The sequence below is a fragment of the Pseudomonas sp. CYM-20-01 genome (genome assembly GCF_023169845.1).
Classification (GTDB): Bacteria; Pseudomonadota; Gammaproteobacteria; order Pseudomonadales; family Pseudomonadaceae; genus Aquipseudomonas; species Aquipseudomonas azotoformans.
Window position 1 is genome coordinate 2,192,937 of record NZ_AP025169.1, and the last position, 18,790, is coordinate 2,211,726.

At 60.3% G+C, this 18,790-nt stretch carries 18 protein-coding genes; 6 read left to right on the plus strand and 12 right to left on the minus strand.

The features are described from left to right. Positions 1–56: 56 nt before the first annotated feature. Positions 57–824, minus strand: a complete 768-nt coding sequence (locus M2497_RS09910; RefSeq protein WP_248487165.1) for a class III extradiol ring-cleavage dioxygenase — start codon at positions 822–824, stop codon at positions 57–59. 103 nt (positions 825–927) lie between these two features. Here M2497_RS09910 and M2497_RS09915 point away from each other — a divergent pair, with 103 nt between their 5' ends. Next, on the plus strand, positions 928–1,578 hold the full coding sequence (locus tag M2497_RS09915; protein WP_248487167.1) for a thiopurine S-methyltransferase: 651 nt from the start codon (positions 928–930) through the stop codon (positions 1,576–1,578). Between the two features lie 150 nt (positions 1,579–1,728). Here the strand turns inward: M2497_RS09915 and htpX are convergent, their stop codons facing one another. Both htpX and M2497_RS09925 read right to left on the minus strand, forming a co-directional pair. Further along, entirely contained in the window at positions 1,729–2,616 is an 888-nt protein-coding gene (gene htpX, locus M2497_RS09920) for a protease HtpX (protein WP_071496291.1), read from the minus strand. A 304-nt stretch (positions 2,617–2,920) separates the two neighbouring features. Beyond that, complete coding sequence (locus M2497_RS09925) at positions 2,921–4,132, minus strand: pyridoxal phosphate-dependent aminotransferase (protein WP_016978462.1); 1,212 nt, start codon at positions 4,130–4,132, stop codon at positions 2,921–2,923. 202 nt (positions 4,133–4,334) lie between these two features. Here M2497_RS09925 and msrB point away from each other — a divergent pair, with 202 nt between their 5' ends. The 3 genes from msrB to M2497_RS09940 all read left to right on the plus strand — a co-directional run bounded on the left by msrB (position 4,335) and on the right by M2497_RS09940 (position 5,873). Then, positions 4,335–4,727, plus strand: a complete 393-nt coding sequence (msrB, locus tag M2497_RS09930) for a peptide-methionine (R)-S-oxide reductase MsrB (protein ID WP_248487170.1) — start codon at positions 4,335–4,337, stop codon at positions 4,725–4,727. A 184-nt stretch (positions 4,728–4,911) separates the two neighbouring features. Continuing rightward, a complete protein-coding gene (locus M2497_RS09935) occupies positions 4,912–5,397 on the plus strand; it encodes a glutathione peroxidase (protein ID WP_248487172.1) in 486 nt (161 codons plus the stop codon). Then, on the plus strand, positions 5,394–5,873 hold the full coding sequence (locus M2497_RS09940) for a MarR family transcriptional regulator (RefSeq protein WP_248487174.1): 480 nt from the start codon (positions 5,394–5,396) through the stop codon (positions 5,871–5,873). Before M2497_RS09935 ends, M2497_RS09940 begins: the two co-directional genes overlap by 4 nt. On the opposite strand, the gene M2497_RS09945 is transcribed toward M2497_RS09940, so the two are convergent. Next, a complete protein-coding gene (locus M2497_RS09945) occupies positions 5,827–8,136 on the minus strand; it encodes an ATP-binding protein (RefSeq protein WP_248487176.1) in 2,310 nt (769 codons plus the stop codon). The two genes, M2497_RS09940 and M2497_RS09945, sit on opposite strands and share 47 nt — an antisense overlap. 163 nt (positions 8,137–8,299) lie before the next feature. Here M2497_RS09945 and M2497_RS09950 point away from each other — a divergent pair, with 163 nt between their 5' ends. Beyond that, a complete protein-coding gene (locus tag M2497_RS09950) occupies positions 8,300–9,190 on the plus strand; it encodes an ATP-binding protein (protein ID WP_248487178.1) in 891 nt (296 codons plus the stop codon). Continuing rightward, entirely contained in the window at positions 9,187–9,669 is a 483-nt protein-coding gene (locus M2497_RS09955; RefSeq protein ID WP_248487180.1) for a GAF domain-containing protein, read from the plus strand. The genes M2497_RS09950 and M2497_RS09955 overlap by 4 nt, the downstream gene beginning before the upstream one ends. Before the next feature lie 24 nt (positions 9,670–9,693). On the opposite strand, the gene M2497_RS09960 is transcribed toward M2497_RS09955, so the two are convergent. The 8 genes from M2497_RS09960 to M2497_RS09995 all read right to left on the minus strand — a co-directional run bounded on the left by M2497_RS09960 (position 9,694) and on the right by M2497_RS09995 (position 18,489). Beyond that, positions 9,694–13,329 (minus strand): transporter substrate-binding domain-containing protein, encoded by a 3,636-nt coding sequence (locus tag M2497_RS09960; RefSeq protein WP_248487182.1) that lies wholly within the window; start codon positions 13,327–13,329, stop codon positions 9,694–9,696. A gap of 8 nt (positions 13,330–13,337) precedes the next feature. Continuing rightward, positions 13,338–13,964 carry a response regulator transcription factor gene (locus M2497_RS09965; protein WP_248487185.1) on the minus strand — a complete coding sequence of 209 codons (627 nt, stop codon included), beginning with the start codon at positions 13,962–13,964 and terminating at the stop codon, positions 13,338–13,340. Positions 13,965–14,214: 250 nt separating this feature from the next. Beyond that, positions 14,215–14,616: a response regulator gene (locus M2497_RS09970; protein ID WP_248487187.1), complete on the minus strand. Its 402-nt coding sequence runs from the start codon at positions 14,614–14,616 to the stop codon at positions 14,215–14,217. A gap of 172 nt (positions 14,617–14,788) precedes the next feature. Further along, complete coding sequence (locus M2497_RS09975; protein ID WP_248487188.1) at positions 14,789–16,120, minus strand: deoxyguanosinetriphosphate triphosphohydrolase; 1,332 nt, start codon at positions 16,118–16,120, stop codon at positions 14,789–14,791. Positions 16,121–16,191: 71 nt separating this feature from the next. Next, on the minus strand, positions 16,192–17,355 hold the full coding sequence (locus M2497_RS09980) for an EAL domain-containing protein (protein WP_248487189.1): 1,164 nt from the start codon (positions 17,353–17,355) through the stop codon (positions 16,192–16,194). Positions 17,356–17,449: 94 nt separating this feature from the next. Then, positions 17,450–17,791: a hypothetical protein gene (locus M2497_RS09985; RefSeq protein ID WP_058427942.1), complete on the minus strand. Its 342-nt coding sequence runs from the start codon at positions 17,789–17,791 to the stop codon at positions 17,450–17,452. Then, positions 17,788–18,171 carry a phage holin family protein gene (locus M2497_RS09990; protein WP_012723020.1) on the minus strand — a complete coding sequence of 128 codons (384 nt, stop codon included), beginning with the start codon at positions 18,169–18,171 and terminating at the stop codon, positions 17,788–17,790. The genes M2497_RS09985 and M2497_RS09990 overlap by 4 nt, the downstream gene beginning before the upstream one ends. Before the next feature lie 3 nt (positions 18,172–18,174). Then, positions 18,175–18,489 (minus strand): YqjD family protein, encoded by a 315-nt coding sequence (locus M2497_RS09995; protein WP_010211812.1) that lies wholly within the window; start codon positions 18,487–18,489, stop codon positions 18,175–18,177. Positions 18,490–18,790: the final 301 nt, after the last annotated feature.

Here is an 18,790-nt window from a genome sequence, read left to right on the forward strand (position 1 = left end):
ATCGCAAGTAAAAAATCCCCGACTGGTTCGGGGATTTTTTTTGCCTGAAACTTACCTTAGCCGAAGCGGTAGATGTCCATGCCCAGCGCGCCCATGGTGAATCCGTGGTGTGCCACGCTGAATTCGCCACCGGCACCTCGTGCAAAGTACAGCGGCAGCAAGTGTTCATCGCTGGGATGGCTGCGCACGGCATTCGGTGCCAGGCGGCGATAGTCGTGCAGCGCGGTTTCATCGTTGGCTGCCAGCTTATCCACCACCCAATCGCGGAAATCCCGCGCCCATGGCTCGATGCTCTCCGGTCCCGCGTGCCAGTCCAACTCGCCCAGGTTGTGGGTGATGCTGCCAGAGCCGATCAACAACACACCTTGCTCACGCAGGCCCGCAAGAGCATGCCCGACGCGGGTCTGCAGGGCAGGCCCCATACGACTGGGCAACGACACCTGCACCACCGGGATATCTGCCGCCGGGTACATCAGCGACAGCGGCACCCAGGTGCCGTGGTCGAAGGGGCGACGGTCATCGATGCGCGCAGGTAGGCCATCGGCGTGCAGCAGCTCGACAATCTTGCCGGCCAGCTGCGGGTCACCCGGTGCCGGGTACTGCACGGCAAACAGCTCGCGGGGGAAGCCGCCGAAGTCGTGCCAGGTTTCGGGCGCGGCGCTGCCGCTGACCAGGAGTTCAGAGCTTTCCCAGTGCGCCGACACCACCACGATTGCCTGGGGCCGTGGCATCTCGGCCGCTAGCCGTTGCAGCGCCGGGCCACTGGCGCCGGGTTGCAGGGCGAGCATGGGCGATCCGTGGGAGATAAACAGGCTGGGGAGCATAAGTAGGGTCCTGAGCGTTAACATGGGCCCATCTTCAATCAGATCATTGATCTAAATCTAATATAAGTTTTAGTGCCATTTGATCGAATTTTATGGAGGATCTATGGAGCCTAAGTTTTGGCAGGAGCGCTGGGCGAATAATCAGATCGGCTTTCACTTGCCCGAGGTCAACCCCTACCTGCAACGGCACTGGCCGCGGTTGGCCGATGGCGCCAAAGTATTGGTGCCGCTGTGTGGCAAGAGCCTGGACCTGATATGGCTGGCCGCCCAAGGTTTGCATGTGCTCGGTGTAGAGCTTTCTGAGCAGGCGGTCGAGGCGTTCTTCAACGAACAAAATCTCGTCCCGCGAATCACCGAACGTGGCGCGTTCAAGGTGTACCAGGCAGATTTGATCGAAGTGTGGTGCGGCGACTTTTTTGCCCTGGAGCCTGAAGTGTTAGCTGGTTGCGCTGCGCTTTATGATCGCGCCGCACTGATCGCTTTGCCGCCGCTGATGCGTGCGCAATATACCGAGCATTTGAATGCTTGCCTGCGTCCTGGCTGTCAGGGCCTGCTGATCACCCTTGACTATGACCAGACGCAAAAAGCCGGCCCGCCCTTTGCGGTGGCTGACGATGAGGTGGCGGTGCTGCTCGGGCCGCACTGGGCGTTGAAGGTGCTTGAGGAGCAAGACATCCTGGGGGAGAGCTGGAAGTTTGTGCAGGACGGCGTCACACGGCTGGATGAACGGGTGTATCAGTTAACCAGGCGCTGAATTTACCGATCGCTATCGGGGGCAAGCCCCCTCCCACTTTTGATGTGTGAACGCATGCAAAATGTGAGAGGGGGCTTGCCCCCGATGAGGCCTTCAGACCTGCAAAAAAGGGGCGATCAGATCGCCCCTTTTTTGTGTTGCTGTCGCCTGTCAGCCCCGACGACGCAACGCGTCGATCCGTTCTTCCAGCGGCGGGTGGCTCATGAACAGGCGAGCCATGCCCTGCTTGATACCGCCGTTGATGCCGAAGGCGGTCAGGCTGTCCGGCATATGCACCGGCAGGCCTTGTTCGGAGCGCAGGTGTTGCAGCGCTGCGATCATTGCCCCGGTACCGGCCAGGCGTGCCCCGGCTTCGTCTGCACGGAACTCCCGTTTGCGCGAAAACCACATGGTGATCGCGCTGGCCAGGAAACCCAGCACCACTTCGGCGAAGATGGTCGCCACGAAGTAGGCAATGCCGCGGCCGCCTTCGTTCTTGAAGATGACCTTGTCGACAAAGTTGCCGATGATCCGCGCGAAGAACATCACGAAGGTGTTCACCACACCCTGGACCAGCGCCAGGGTGACCATGTCACCGTTGGCCACGTGGCCGATCTCGTGGGCCAGCACGGCCTTCACTTCATCGTACGAGAAGCGTTCCAGCATGCCCTGGCTGACCGCAACGAGTGCGTCGTTCTTGTTCCAGCCGGTGGCAAAGGCGTTGGCTTCATAGGCCGGGAAGATCCCGACTTCAGGCATCTTGATGCCGGCCTCGCGCGACAACTCCTCGACGGTTTGCAGCAACCATTGCTCATGCCGGGTACGTGGCTGGGTGATGACCTGGGTGCTGGTGCTCATCTTCGCCATCCACTTGGAGATGAACAGCGAGAACAGCGAGCCGGCAAAACCAAAGACCGCACAGAAGACCAGCAGCTGATTGAGGTTCAGGTCAACCCCGTTGGCCGCCATGAACCCGTTGAAGCCGAAAAGGCTCAAGGTGATGCTGGCAATCAGCACGACCGCAAGGTTAGTGGCCAAGAACAGCAGGATGCGCATCATGGTTGTAGAGTTCTCCTCATGCTTAATATGTCGCGTACTGCGGGGTATATAAGGTGCCGCATGGGGTGATTCAACCGAGCGACTATTTCAAACTGTGTCCTACAGCCTGAATGTAGAGGCTTGAAGGGAATTTCCGATAGGGAAAAGGTCGTTTGATCGGTTCACCGTTGCCTTGAAGCCCTGTGATTATGGGGTGTGGGGGGCTTTTTCGGCGCCAGCGAGGTGGCAAGGTAGAAGAGGGGCAGAGAAGTGTTGCCAGATACTCGCCGTACGACCGATTGTCGGTCGTACGGCGCCGTTTCCCTTACTGGCGATAGGACTTGAGGAAGTTGCCGATACGACCGATGGCCATGTCCAGGTCATCCACGCGCGGCAACGTCACCACGCGGAAGTGATCCGGCCACGGCCAGTTGAACGCGGTGCCTTGCACCACCAGTAGCTTTTCCGACAGCAGCAGGTCGAGCACGAACTTTTCGTCGTTGAGGATCGGGCATACCTTGGGGTCGATCCGCGGGAACGCATACAGCGCTCCCATGGGTTTTACGCAGCTGACGCCCGGGATCGCATTGAGCAGTTCCCAAGTGCGGTTGCGCTGCTCCAGCAGGCGGCCTTGGGGCAGGACCAGGTCATTGATGCTCTGGTAGCCGCCCAAGGCGGTCTGGATGGCGTGCTGGCTCGGCACGTTGGCACACAGGCGCATGTTGGCCAGCATGTCGATGCCTTCGATGTAGCTCTGGGCGTTGTGCTTGGGACCGGAGATGGCGATCCAGCCGGAGCGGAAACCCGCCACGCGGTAGGACTTGGACAGGCCGTTGAAGGTCAGGCACAGCAGGTCTGGCGCCAGGGAGGCAGTGCATACGTGCACGGCGTCATCGTAGAGGATCTTGTCGTAGATCTCGTCGGAGAACACCACCAGGTTGTGCTGGCGTGCCAGTTCGAGCATGCCCAGCAGCACTTCCTTGGAGTAAACGGCGCCGGTCGGGTTGTTCGGGTTGATGATGACCAGGGCCTTGGTGTTCGGGGTGATCTTGGCCTTGATGTCGGCCAGGTCCGGGAACCAGTCGGCGCCTTCGTCACACAGGTAGTGCACCGGGTGGCCACCGGCCAGGGTCACGGCGGCGGTCCACAGCGGGTAGTCCGGCGCCGGTACCAGTACTTCGTCGCCATTGTTGAGCAGGGCCTGCATGGACATCACGATCAGTTCGGACACGCCATTGCCCAGGTAGATGTCCTCGATGCCGACACCTTCGACCTGCTTCTGCTGGTAGTACTGCATCACGGCCTTGCGCGCACTGAACAGGCCTTTGGAGTCGCTGTAGCCTTGGGCAGTGGGCAGGTTGCGGATCACGTCCTGGAGGATTTCGTCCGGCGCTTCGAAACCAAAGGGCGCCGGGTTGCCAATGTTCAGCTTGAGGATGCGATGGCCTTCCTCTTCCAGGCGTTTGGCGTGCTTGAGCACTGGGCCGCGAATGTCGTAGCAGACGTTGGCGAGCTTGTTCGATTTGCTGACCTGCATGGCGATGTGATCCTGAAAATGAACGATCCAGACGGTGTGGGCACTACCGTACTGTGAATCCTGCGAAGGCCGCACCCATAAATACGTTTGAATGCCGGTAGCGCGGGTGCCAGACTGGCGTTTTGAAGAGGCGCAATCATACGTGCCGCCTGATCCATGGAAAAGACACAGATCAGGCTTTTTCAGTTGCCGAGGTGTACCGATGGAAAAGTTGCAGAAAACGCTGGAGGAATGGCGGGAAATGCTCGACCCCGCGCAATATCAGGTGTGTCGACTGAAGGGTACTGAGCGCCCGTTCTCCGGCAAGTACAACGCCACCACCACGGATGGCGTGTACCACTGCATTTGCTGCAACGAACCGCTGTTCGATTCCAGTACCAAGTTCGACGCGGGCTGCGGCTGGCCGAGTTTCTACGAGCCGATCGCCGACAGCGCGATGATCGAGATCCGCGATGTCAGCCACGGCATGATCCGCACCGAAGTCACCTGCGCCAAATGCGATGCGCACTTGGGCCACGTGTTCCCGGACGGCCCGCCGCCGACCGGCTTGCGGTACTGCATCAATTCGGTGTGCCTGGACCTCGTCGCGCGTTGAATTGAACGGCGCGGCACCCCTGAGCCCGGCTTGCCGGCGATGGCGATCTCACGGACGCTATCGCCGGCGAGCCGGGCTCCTACAAGGGAGGGGTGATAGCGAGGTATCAATTTTGCCAATTAAATTGCATGCAATTTAATTGCCTACTATCTTTTCCCTTCTTTCCCCCCATCGAGGCACTGCCATGAGCAACAACCTGCTGAGCATTCCTTGCACCACCATCAAGGGTGAGCAAAAGACCTTGGCCGATTTCGCCGGCAAGGCCATTCTCGTGGTCAACACGGCGAGCAAGTGCGGCTTCACCCCACAGTACAAAGGCCTGGAGCAACTCTGGCAGCAGTACAAGGACCAGGGTTTGGTGGTATTGGGGTTTCCTTGCAACCAGTTCGGCAAACAAGAGCCCGGTAACGAAGGCACGATTTCCGAATTCTGCGAGCTGAATTTTGGTGTCAGCTTCCCGCTGTTCAAAAAGATCGACGTGAATGGCAGCGACGCCCACCCTTTGTTCGTACAGCTGAAAAAGCAGGCACCGGGCCTGCTGGGTTCCAAGGGGATCAAGTGGAACTTCACCAAGTTCCTCATTGGCCGTGACGGCCAGGTGGTCAAGCGTTTTGCCCCGACCACCAAGCCGCAGGACCTGACCCAAGAGATTGAAGCCCTGCTCAAATGACCGTCTCCCTGGCGCTCGACCATCAACTGTGTTTCAAGCTCTACGCAGCATCGCGGGCGGTGACCCGTGCCTACAAGCCGATGCTGGATCAACTCGGCCTGACCTACCCGCAGTACCTGGTGATGCTGGTGCTATGGGAGTGGCATGCCGCAACGCCGGCGCAACCCACGGTCAAGGCGTTGGGCGAACGCCTGATGCTCGACTCTGGCACGCTCACGCCGCTGCTCAAACGCCTTGAGCAGCTCGGCTGGGTCAGGCGCCAGCGCAGCGCCAGGGATGAGCGCGAAGTGCACCTGGGCCTCAGCGAAAGCGGTGTGCAACTGCGCGACCAGGCCCATGGCCTGAAGACCCGGCTGCTGTGCGACAGCGGTATCGACCTGAACCAGGCCGACACGTTGCGCGATGGCCTCGACCAGTTGCTCCGGCAGATCACAGACTTGTCGCCTTCGGCACCCACAGGTCCAGCAATCCGCTGAGCTCCTCGCGGCGAAACGGCTTGGCCAGGTAGTCATTCATGCCTGCGGCCCGGCAACGCTCGCGTTCTTCCGACAGGGCGTTGGCGGTCAGTGCGACGATCGGCAGGTCCGGCCAGCGCCCGCTGCGACGGATCTGTCGGCTGGCCTCGTAACCATCCATCACTGGCATATTGCAGTCCATCAGCACCATGTCGAAGGGTTGTTCCTCAAGCAGCCTGAGTGCTTCGCCACCGTGGGCGGCCACGATCACCTCACACCCCAGTTTGCCGAGCATGCCCTTGGCCACCAGTTGGTTGACCGGGTTGTCCTCCACCAGCAGGATGCGCGCCCGGTGCATCAGGGGCGCAGCGTCCATCTGGATCGGGTCGAGGATCAGTTGCGCTTCGCTGCGCAGGTTACGTTGCAGGATCTGATACAGCGCGTTGCGGCTCAACGGGCGCGCCTGTTGCTGCAACGGTGCCAGTGCCGCGACTTCTTCGCTGGGCATGAAATTGCCATAGGCGGTCACCAGCAGGATGGGGGCGCTAATGGCGGGGCGCAGGCGGAACAGGCATTCGGGGCAGTCGGTGATCAGCAGGTCCGGGGTTTGCCCGCTCAAGTCATCGTCTTGCGTGTAGCAGTGCGGTGTCAGCCCCCAGTGGGGCAGCAGGGTGGTGAGCAGCTCTGTCAGGCCACTGCCGACACTGGTAATGGCGATGACGTCACCCTTGAGCGGTGTCGGTTGCACCGCAGGCAAATGGATCGGCAACGGCAAGTCTGCGCAGAATTGGCTGCCGAAGCCCACCTCCGAGCTGATGCTCAAGCGGCCCTGCATGGCTTCACACAGGTTGTGCGTCAACGCCAGGCCCAGGCCCGTGCCGCCAAACTGACGGGTGATGCCGGCACCGGCCTGGGTAAAGGGTTGGAAGATTTTCACCTGGGCTTCCTGCGCAATGCCGATGCCGGTATCACACACCTCGATGCGTACCCGGCCCTCCTGCGCGCTGAGGCGAACATCCACACGGCCGAAGCGGGTGAATTTCAAGGCGTTGGACAGCAGGTTACTGACGATTTGCCGCACGCGGGTCGGGTCACCCAAGACCTGGGCGGGAAACTGCGGGTCGATCAGGCAGGTCAGTTCGACGCTCGGCGCCGCGTTCTGCGACAGCAGGTTGGCGGTGTCTTCCATCAGTGAACCCAGGTCGAACGGGATGTGCTCCAGCTCCAACTGGCCGGCGTCGAACTTGGACAGGTCGAGGATATCGTTAAGCAATTCCACCAGCACCTTGCCCGAGTCATGGGCGATGGACAGTTGCTGGCGTTGCTCGGCGTTGAGCGGGCTGTCCAGCGACAGCGCGATCATCCCCAGCAGGCCATTGAGCGGGGTGCGAATCTCGTGGCTCATGTTGGCCAGGAAGGCCGCCCGCGCCTGGGCCATGCCCAGCGCGTGCATTTTTGCGGCTTCCAGTTCGTCGTTAGACTGGCTCAGCCGCTGGTTGCTGGCCTTGAGCTCCAGGGTGCGGGCGGAGACGATGTCTTCCAGTTGCCCCAGATACTCGGTCAGCCGATCTTCAGCGTGACGGCGTTGCTGGATCTCCGTCTCCATGTTCTCGAACTGCTGGTTGGCAACGTTCACCAGCACGCCGATCTCGTCGTGCTCGTGGCCTGGCGGGCAGTCCAGGCGGGCCTGCCGGCGATTGCTCAGCTCGCGGATGATGCGCACCAAAGGCTGGGTCAACATTACGTAGAACAGGCCCAGCAGGATGCCGGTCAGCAACAGGCTGCGGGCGAAGCCGTTGAGTAGCGTGATCTCGGCACGGCGCAGAAAGCGGCTGCCAAAGGCGTAGGTGTCCACATCCAGGCGCAGCACCCCAAGGGACTCGTTGGGCATGTGACTGAGGAACAGCCGGTCCTCAAACTGGCGGTTGGCACCGAACAGGAAGTCGCTGATAGGACGGTAGGTGCTTTCTTTGCGCGGGCGGTCGACATCGGCCAGCACCACGCCGTTGTTGTCGATCAACTGGGCGTGGACGATGGCGGGGGAGTGCAAAAGGCCCAGGGTCAGTTCCTGGGCCAGTTCGGCGTCGATGTTGTAGGCGATGCGTGACGCGGGGTTGTGGCTGATTTCGATCAGCGAGCGAATTTCACGGTTGATGGATGCATCTTCGCTGGCATAATCAATACCGATTTGGATCAGGCTGAGCAAGGTTCCCAAGACGAAACCGACCAGCACAGTCAATCTGGCTTGTTTATAAGACAAGCGGTGGGCGAACTTGATATCCATCGAGTGTTGAACCACTTCACGTTTCCCTTCGCCCGGCAAGCATAGCTGAACATCCACAAGCTCTGGCTTACCCGGCATGAATCGTTTTTTACGCAGCCTCGTGCGGTCTGCCGCAGGGTTGCCAATACGCCATCTTTTGCAAGAACTTGCCAGAGGAATAATCGTGGACTCTCGATTGAATGCCTTTCTTGAACGGGCTGAAACCGTGCTCGCCCGCCTGGAGCCGTTGTTGCCCGCGCCGCGCCAAGCCATCGATTGGAACCAGTGCCTGGCTGCGCGCTGGCAGCGCGAAGGCCGCAGTGGTTTCCTGTTGCCGCTGGACGTGAGCCTGGACATGCGCCTGTCCGACCTGATTGGCGTGGACAAGCAACGTGAAACACTGGCGCGCAATACCCAGCAATTCATCGATGGCCTGCCCGCCAACCATGCACTGCTGTGGGGTTCGCGTGGCACCGGTAAATCGTCCATGGTGCGCGCGTTGCTGGCCCAGCATGCCAAGGCGGGCCTGCGCCTGATCGAAATCGAGCGTGATCATCTCGCTGATCTGCCGCGTGTGGTCGAGCAACTGCTCAAGTTGCCGCAGCGCTTTATCCTGTTCTGTGATGACCTGTCGTTCGAGGCCGGCGAAGGCGATTACCGCGTGCTGAAAAGCGTGCTGGACGGCTCCCTCGAACAGGCTCCGGAAAACGTGCTGCTGTACGCGACCTCCAACCGCCGTCACCTGGTCCCGGAGAACCAAAGCGACAATGACAACTGGAAACGCGTGGATGGCGAGCTGCACCCCAGCGAAGCGGTGGAAGACAAGATTGCCTTGTCCGACCGTTTTGGCCTGTGGCTGTCGTTCTATCCGTTTACCCAGGAGCATTTCCTGGATGTGGTGGAGCACTGGATCGGTGAGCTGGCGAGCAAGGCCGGTTTGCAATGGCAGCGCGATGAAGCCCTCGACATCCTCGCCGTGCGCTGGGCGACCGGTCGCGGCAACCGCAACGGCCGTTGCGCGTACCAATTTGCCCGTTACTGGGTAGGCCTTAAATTGTTGGAGCTTCAACCATGATCGATCTAAATAGCGCAGGCACCGGCCTGGATGGCTATGCGATGCTCTGCGCGCAACTGGAGTCGCTGCTGGCCGATGAGCGCGACTTCATCGCCAACAGTGCGCAGTTCTCCGCGTTCCTGTTCAATCAACTGGACGACTTGAACTGGGCCGGCTTCTATCTGAACCGTAACGAAGAGCTGGTGCTCGGACCGTTCCAGGGCCAGATCGCCTGTGTGCGCATTCCCTTTGGTCGCGGGGTCTGCGGGGCGGCGGCCGCAACGCGGCAGACCCAGCGGGTGGAGGATGTGCATGCGTTCCCCGGGCACATTGCCTGCGACAGCGCATCGAACAGTGAGCTGGTGGTGCCTTTGGTCAAGGACGGCAAGCTGGTTGGCGTTCTTGACCTCGACAGCCCGTCGCTCGCACGCTTTACGCTCCAGGACCAGGCGGGCATTGAACAGCTGGCGGCGATTTTCCTGCGTCTGACCGACTGCTGATCACGCAAGGGGCAGCAATGCCCCTTACTGACCCTCCGGGCTGTGGAGTTGCACTTGCAGCAACCGCTCCAGTTCCAGCATGAACTTTTCCAGGGTTTTCGCACCCGCCTCGATTAACGCCCAGTCATCACCACGGGCACACGCCTGTTCGAGGGTTTCGCACTGCCCGGCCAATGAGGCCGCCTGAACAATACGGGCGGCACCCTTGATCTTGTGGGCCTGCTCAATGATCTCCTGAAGCGGGGCGTGTGCGGTTATCAGCGCGGTCAGTGCCTGGCGATCATTCCGGCTGCTGCTCAACAGCTCCTCCAGCAGTCGCCCATTCAACTGTGGATCGCCGCCGGTCAACGCCTCGAAGTTGCCAAGGTCCAGGTGCAAGTCCACTGTTTGAGGGGCGATCTGCGCCAGTTGCCGCTCCAGGGTCGTGAGGCTGATGGGTTTGAACAGGCAATCGTTCATGCCGGCCTGAGCACAGCGTTGTTTCTCTTCAGGCTGTGCATTGGCGGTAAACCCAAGCACCACGCACGGTGCCAGTTGCTCGCGCTGTTCGTATTCGCGAATCGAACGACTCAACTCGTAGCCATTCATGATGGGCATGTTGCAGTCGGCGATGACCAAGTCGAAGCGTTCCTGGCGCCATGCCTGGAAACCGGCTGCGCCATTCTGGGCTGCGGTGAACTGGTGGCCCAGGTAGCCCAGTTGCTGGCACATCAGCAAGCGGTTGGCGGGATGGTCGTCCACCACCAACACATTGAGTACCGGCGTGGTTGCGGGCTTCTCGGGTTTCTGTTCATCGGCTGCCTGTTCCGGCTGCAGTCGCGGCATTCGCAGGTTGACATGCACCTGGGTGCCCACCATGGGCACACTGCTCAGGCTCAGCTCTCCACCCATCATTGCGCACAGGCTGCGGCAGATCACCAGCCCCAGGCCCGCGCCGCTCCTGGCGAGCTGCCCGGAATTGTCGGCCTGGGCAAAGGGTTCGAACAGGCGTTTCTGGTCATCGCGGCTGATACCTATCCCGGTATCCTCCACCACCAGCTTCATCTCGACCTGTTGCGCCAGTTCGGTGGGCAATACGTCGACGCGGATTTTTACCTGGCCACGTTCGGTGAACTTGATGGCATTGCTGATCAGGTTCGACAGCACCTGCTTGAAGCGCAGCGGGTCGATCAGGACTTCGGTGTCGTCCTGGTCGGGTTTGAACTCAAGGGACAGGCTGAGGGTTTTCTGGCGCGCCAGGCCGTCGAAGACACGCACCACCGACTCGATCACCTCGCGCAGGTTGACCCGTTCCGGCGCCAGGCTCAGGCGGCCGGACTCGATACGTGCGATGTCCAGGATATCGCCGATCAGCTCCAGCAGGTCCTTGGCCGAGTTGTACGCGACTTCGATGGCCGGGCGATCCAGGTGGCCATGGTCGGCGCGTTTGAGGGTCAGCTCCAGCATGCCGATCACCGCGTTCATCGGCGTGCGTATTTCATGGCTCATGGTCGCGAGGAACGTGCTTTTGGCCCGATTGGCTTCGTCGGCGCGCTCTTTGGCCGCGCGGATCTCATCGAACAATTGGCGGCGCTCGCTGATGTCAATCCAGCCACCGATGATCCCTTGCACCTCCCCGGTAGAATCGCGGTAGGGCAGGATCCAGTGATAGATCGTCAGTTTTTCCCCGCGGATATGCAGGGTGCGGTCCAGGATCAGCGGGTTACCTTCGGCCATTACCCGCTGGTAGTCGGCATGGTACTGCTCCGCGTCCGTCTCCAGGGCTTCGCTCATCTGCAGGGCACTTTTGCCGATCACATCCTCGCGCTTGACCTCAAACACTTGCAGGTAGCTGTCGTTGCAGGTCTGCAGCAGGCCTTTACGATCACGCACATAGATGGGGTGCGGGGTTTCATTGACCAGCGCGCGCATGAATTCGAACTGATCGTTGAGGGCCCGCTCGGCCATCTTGCGGTGCTTGATCTGACGGCGCATGTAGGCGTTCCAGGCCAGGGAGATCAGCAGTAGCAGCCCGGTGCCGATGATGATACGGGCTATCAGTTGGTGGTAGTCGCGCCAGTAGCTGTCGGAGGCGGCGGTGTAGCCCCGCCAGCGGCTGTTGATCACCCCCAGTTCATCCGGGGCGATGCTCAACAGGGCCTTGTCGAGGATCGAGCTGAGTTCGGTGGCACTGCGCGATGTGGCCAGGGCAAACATGGCCGGGAAGGTGCCGATGCTCGTACTCATCTGCAGCTTGTCCTGGAACACCTGGGACGACAGGAAGTAGTTGGCGACCACCAGGGAGTTCACCGCGCCTTCCACGTGTCCCTGGGCCAACAGTTCCGAAGCCTTGAAGGTGTCGCTGGCTTTTACCAGTTGGACCTGGGGAAAGTCGCGACGAAGGATAGCCTCCAGAGGGTTGCCCGGCGTGATTGCCAGGCGTTTGCCGGCCATCTGCTCCAGGTTCGAGGGGGCATTGGGTTCTTTGCGTGTCAGCAGGACATAGGAGTTTTCCAGGTAGGGCCGGCTGAAGTTCAGTTGCGCCTCCCGCTCGGCGCTGGGCACGATGGCCCCGATAATGTCGGCCTTGCCGGTGTCCACCTGCTCGATCATTGCGTTGACGTCGCGTTCGCGCTGGATCTCGAAGCGCAGCCCGGTGCGCAGGCGGACCAACTCCAGCAGGTCGGCGGTGATGCCGCGAAAGTTGCCGTCGGCATCAAAAAAGGTCAGGGGTGCGAAGGTTTCATTCACAACCACCTTGACTACCGGATGGTCTTTCAACCAGCGCTCTTCGCGTTGGGTCAGTTGCAGTTTCTGGTCGGACAGCAAGATGTCGCTGCCGGCGCTCCAGCGCTTGGCGATCATTTCCCGTTCGTTCATGGGCACGGTGGTCAGAACCGCGTCAACAATACTCAAGAGGGTGCGCTGGTGTTGGGGCATGGCAAAGCTGAACCCGTAGGCTTCGTGTTTACCGAAGTTGGCCATGCGGATGTTCTTCAGGTAGCCCTTGTTGATCATGTAATGGGTGGAAATGGTATCGCCGAGGAACACGTCAGCCTGGTCGAACGCCACCGCATTCAGGGCATTTTGATAAGAGGGGTAGGCACGGATGATTGCCTGGGGGTACAGCTTTTCCACTTCGTCCAGGGGCAGGTAGTGGTAGACCAGGGCCAGGCGCATGCCGGCCAGGCCATCGTTCAGGCTGCGGGTTTCACCTTCGCGGGTGACCAGCACCGGTTGGTCGACGGCATAGGGTTCGGACAGCGTGAGGTTCGGGTTCGCCGCCTCGAAGCCGTTGGAGGAGCCCAGTAGATCGATATCCCCGGCTTCAAGCGCGCGGATCGCCGCTTCACGGGAAGGATAGCGCAGTACTTTCACTGGCAAGGCCAGCGCCTTGGCCAACAGGCCGGCGTAATCAGCGGTAAGTCCTTCGTAGTCGCGACCGCTGGACGTGAGGTCGAACGGAGGATAGTCAGGGGCCGCAGTGCCCAATACCAGTTCGCGCTTGTTTTGCAGCCATTGGCGCTGGGCCTTGTTAAGGTTTGTTTCCAGTTGAACGGAGCCTGCACGGCTCAACAAGGTGAAATGTTCCGGGCCCGTTTGATGGTTCGCGAGCACGGCGGTGCTCAAGCACAAACCGGCACTCAATATAATCAGATAGTCCTTTATACGCCTGGGCATCCGCTTTCTCACACTAGCGCGTTTCGTTTTGCCATCTCGATAAGTTCTACCAAGGATTTGGCTTGAAGTTTTTGCATCAGCCTCTTTTTGTAAGTGCTTACTGTTTTGTTGCTCAGGAACATACCTTTTGCAATTTCCTTATTGGTGCGGCCTTGTGCAAAAAGTTGCAAAACCATAAGTTCGCGGTCGTTGACGTTCTTGAACAGTTCAAGTTCCTGGGAGTCGCAGCCGTCTGCACCACTGCTGTTCAGTGCCTGGCTGGGAAAGTAGTTGTAGCCGGACAACACCGCGCGGATGGCGCTCAGCAATTCGCTCAGGTCGCCTTCCTTGCATACGTAGCCGTCGGCGCCCGAGCGCATGCAGCGTGTGGCGAACAAGGTGGGGGACTGGGCCGTCAGAATCAGGGTTTTCATCTGCGTGTTCATGGCGTTGAACCGGCAGAGCACCTCGAGCCCGTCGAGCTTGGGGATGCTGATATCGAGGATGATGAGGTCAGGCAAGCATTCGCGGACCATTTGTATGGCATCGCATCCGTTGTCCGTTTCTCCCACCACTTTGTAACCTTCGTGTTCCAACAACATTCGGATGGCAAGCCGTATAACCGGGTGGTCATCGATAATAAAAACTGAGTTCATGATCACATTCCGTGCAAGTGCAAATAAAGCGGGCACATTAGCTCAGAAGGGGAGGTGGGAGCATGAGCTCAGGGGGGAGTAGATATAAAACAGGAAAGTTCCTACATTAAAAAAGGTAAAGGCCTACCCGTTGCTCAGGCTGTGCGAAGTGAAATGCCAGCGCTTGTGAGATGAATGAATTAAATGTTGCCGCTATGGAATTAGCTGGCTCGGTACAGAGCATTTTCTTCGGGGCCTGATGTTTAAAATCCTACATGTGTGACCTGAGTAATGGGCAGATCAAACGTGCCAGCTCATCTTTGTTGAGCGGTTTTGACAAATAGCCGAGCAATGGCAGGCCACGGTCCACCGCTTGGTCTATCAGGGCGGCGAGTTCTGTCGCGGGCAGTCCACTCAGGAGGATGGCAGTTGTGGTAAAGCGTCGGCGACTGGCGATTTCAATCAGCTCGAGTCCAGGCAGGTCGGGCAGGCATTGATCGCACAGGATGATGTCGAAGGGCATCTCGGCCCGCGACATTAAACAGATAGCCTGTTCGGCGTTCTCGGCGGGGGTCACCCGTGCGAAGCCGAAGCTTCTGAGCAGGCACTGGGTGGCGAGGAGTTGAAAGGGATGATCCTCCACCAGCAGGATACGAAGCGGATAACTGGGCATTGGGGGGCACACGGTGAGTCAAGCGTCGATGGAGGGCGCGTAGGAACAGTTCGCCTGGGTCGCCCGGAGCGTGCGTGAGTATTCATTGGGTGCTTGTGCGAATTCGATCAGGCCGCTCTGTTCCCTTCGTAGGTCGATTCCTTTCGGGCAACAGGCGGCTTGATCGTGCTCGTCATTGGGGGCTGGAGCGCCCGGTCATTTCCCGGGCCATTTCGGTGGCATAGCTGTCGGTCATGCCGGCGATGAAGTCGATCATGCGCAGGAACGAGGCGTGCAAAGGCCAATGGGGGTTCGGCGCGTTGTTACCCAGCAGGTCGAGAATGCGCCGATTCTTGAACGACGGCGTACGCCCGCCATGCTGCTCCAGGGCTGCACCGCAAAAGGCGTTCAGCAGAATTTCCAAGGTGGTGTAGGCGCCGATTTCATGCAATGTCTTGCGCTTGTCCTGGAAGATCTTCTTGCGTGCCATGTCCTTGGCGTCCAGCACGCAACGCTTGGCCGGGCCGTGCATGTGCTCCACCAGGTCGCCGGGCAGGGTGCCGGCGAGCAAGGCATCCTGTTGTTCGACAAAGGCCCGCGCGGCCGCGTTGGTCAGGTGTTCGATAGCCTTGCCGCGCAGGATCGCCAACTTGCGCCGCCGCGAGTCCTGCGCACCGAGTTGACGATAGGTCTGCGGCAGGTCATCGCCTACCAGGTCGAGCAGCAACGACTCGACCTCGGTGTATTCCAGCAACTCCATTTCCAGGCCGTCTTCCAGGTCGATCAAGGCATAGCAGATGTCATCGGCTGCCTCCATCAGGTACACCAGCGGATGACGGGCCCAGCGCTGTTCTTCGAGTTGCGGCAGGCCGAGCTTGTGGGCGATCTGCTCGAGGATCGGCAATTCACTCTGGTAACAGCCGAACTTGTGTTTCTTGTAGCCCAGGGAGTCGGCGTGGCGGGCGGTCCAAGGGTATTTCAGGTAAGTGCCCAGGGTGGCGTAGGTCAACCGCGTGCCGCCGTCGAACTGGTGATATTCAAGCTGGGTGAGCACGCGGAAGCCTTGGGCGTTGCCTTCGAAATTGAGGAAGTCATTCCGCTCGGCGCTGCTCATGTCATCCAGCCAACCGCGTCCTGCGGCCTGCTGGAACCAATGGCGGATGGCGTCTTCGCCGGAGTGCCCGAACGGCGGGTTGCCGATGTCATGGGCCAGGCAGGCCGATTGCACCACCATGCCCAGGTCGCTCGGGTCGCACCAGTCGGGCAGGGCGCTGCGCAGGGTTTCGCCGACGCGCATGCCGAGGGAGCGGCCCACGCAGCTGACTTCCAGGGAATGGGTCAGGCGCGTGTGGATGTGGTCGTTGCTGGAGACCGGGTGCACTTGGGTCTTGCGGCCCAGGCGGCGAAATGCGCCGGAGAAGATAATACGGTCATGGTCTTTGTGGAACGGGCTACGGCCCAGTTCTTCCGGGCTGTGCAGCGGTTTACCTAGACGTTCGCGAGTCAGCAGGGTGGGCCAATCCAAGGCGGGTACTCTCCGTGCGGTGAATGACCCTCCCAGCTTCCCGGTTCAGCGCGGGCTGGGCAAGCGAAAATCTACAGCCCGGCCGCGTCGATATCGATTAACAGCAAACGCTGACCATTATCAAAGAATTGTCCGGCGGTGAGGCAATACTGGTTGGTGGTCGCGTCGCGGTAGGTCGAGGAGAGGGTCAGACGGCGCTCGTCCCACCCTTCGGCCAACAGGTGATAGAAGTACGGGCGCCACGACCAGTTGTGGCCCAGATAAAGGCTGTCGGCCTGCCAGGCGTCCTGGCGCCATTCGAAGTTGGGCGTCAGCTGAGTGCCGTGTCGGTCGCATTGGTAGAAGCGCAGCAGCCAGGGGAAAGCCGGCAGTTGGGGCAACTGGCTCAGCGGCGCTTGTGCCTGAGCCCAGGTTTGCAGGATTTTCATCAGCTCGGCCAATTGCTGGCGCAATTGCATGATGCGCCCGCGTTCCGCCAGTTTTTGCTGGACGTAGGCCGTGCGCAACTGGGCAAAACGTGGCACGAAGGCGTCGGCGGCAAACCAGTCCAACTGTGCCTGGGCAAACAGATAGCCCTGCACATACCGCGAGCCGCACTCCAGGGCGAAGCTCAACTGTGCTTCGGTTTCCACGCCTTCGGCAATGATCCAGCAGCCGGTTTTCTCGGCCATCTGTGCCAGCGCCCGCACCACTTCGCTGCTGGGCCCACCGCGGGCGGCTTCCTGGAACAGGCGCATGTCCAGCTTGAGAATGTCCGGTTGCAATGCCAGCACCCGGTCGAGTTGGGAATAGCCGGCGCCGAAGTCATCGATGGCGATACGCGCACCGGCCTCGCGGTAACGCGCGACCACGTCGGCCAGGCGTTGGATGTCGCCACCCAGTTCGGTGATCTCGAACACGATCCGCTGCGGGTCGACACCATGGCTATGAATCTGTTTCAGGCTCGGCAGGGCTTGGCCCGGACGCAGGCGGTTGATCCAGCGCGGTGAGATGTTCAGGCTCAGGAACCAGTCGGCGGGCGCTTCATGCAGGCGGCTCAGGGCATTGTCGCGAATCTGCCGGTCGAGACGGCGCAAGGTCACGCCCGGGGTGCGCGGGTCGGCGAACAGCGGCCCCACCGATTGCAGGCGCCCGTCGGCCTGGCGCAGTCGGCCGAGGGCCTCGACGCCGGCGATGCGGCCGGTGGCGGTATCGATAAACGGCTGGAAGCAGGCGAGCGGTTGCCCGTCGATCACGGGGCCTCCTTAAGCGAGGTGGCTGAAAAAAAGGCCCGGCCCTCGAAAACGAGGGTCGGGCCGATTCTGTTAGCAAGAATGCAGCCAGCCAGGCTCAACTTTTGCGCGAAGTGCCCTGCATGGCCAATTTGATCAGCGGGATCAAGCCGGCACCGAGACGCACCAGGCGTGTCAGGCTGCTGATACCGCCGCCCTTGGCGCCTTTGCCGGTAAAAAAGCCCATCAGCGTCACCGCAGCCACGCCCCACAGCGGCGCGTGCTTGATGCCCAGGCTGTCTTGCCAGTGACTGCCCAGGTTGCGCACCTTGTTCAACGGCAGCATCAATTGCTGGGACTCGTGGCGGATTTCCTGACGGTGCATTTCCATGCGCAGGCGGATCAACGCCTTGCGCATTTCCCGCCGTGACGTGTTTTTTGGCATTTCAGTCAGGCTCATGGCAGCAAGCGCTCCCGATCATTGGCCAGTTCTTCGAGGGTGGCATGGAACGGCGTGGATTCATCGAACACCGCCGCTTTCAAGCGCACCCCGCAAAAGGCTGCGGCCAGGCTGTAGAACACGCAGAGGCAGATGATGCCGGTCAGGCGGTAGCCGGTGTCCCACACCAGGATCATCACCAGCGTCGACAGCCCCACCAGCAACAGCAATGCAAACACCAATGCCAGGCCGGCAAACAGCAGCAGGCTGACGGTGCGGGCCTTCTGTTCCTGCAATTCGATGCCAAACAATTCGACGTGGCTGTGCAGCAAGCCCAGCACGGCCGCGCCCAGACGCCTTGAGGTAGTGCCCGTGGACGAGCCAGTTTCGCCGATAGACATGATTTAGCGCCTTGTGGCCAGCAGGCCGATCAGAAAGCCCACGCCGGCGGCAATGCCCACCGACTGCCAAGGGTTGGCCTGCACGTAATCTTCAGTCGCGGTGACGGCCGCCTGGCCGCGTTCGCGCAGCGAGTCTTCGGTCAGTTGCAGGGTTTCTCGGGCCTTGAGCAGGCTTTCGTGAATCTTGCTGCGCAGCTCATCGGCCTGGTCACCTGCCAGCACCTTGGTGTCATCCAGCAACTTTTCGGTGTCGCTGACCAGGGTTTGAAAATCCGCCATCAGTATTTCTTGCGCAGTCTTTGCAGTTCTTCTGGCCATGGGTATCTCCGTGATGGGCTGTTTTGTACGTAGTGGTTTCGAGTCACCGGCGTCGGTGAAGGTTCAGTGCAATTGTGTGGTACAGCTTTTGCTTTGACTTGGTGCGCAGGCCTTGGTGCCTGCGCTGAATCCGGGCGGTCGGGCAGGAAGCCTTGAAAAACCTTACCCTAAATAACTGAAACTCGCGGAAAAACCCTGTCGGCAACGACCTGATGCGTTGATCGCTGCGCTAAATCGGTTCACGCCCTCTGAAGAGGGGTGGGGCCGGCGGTGCCAATTTAGTGCGCGCAACCCAGGTTTG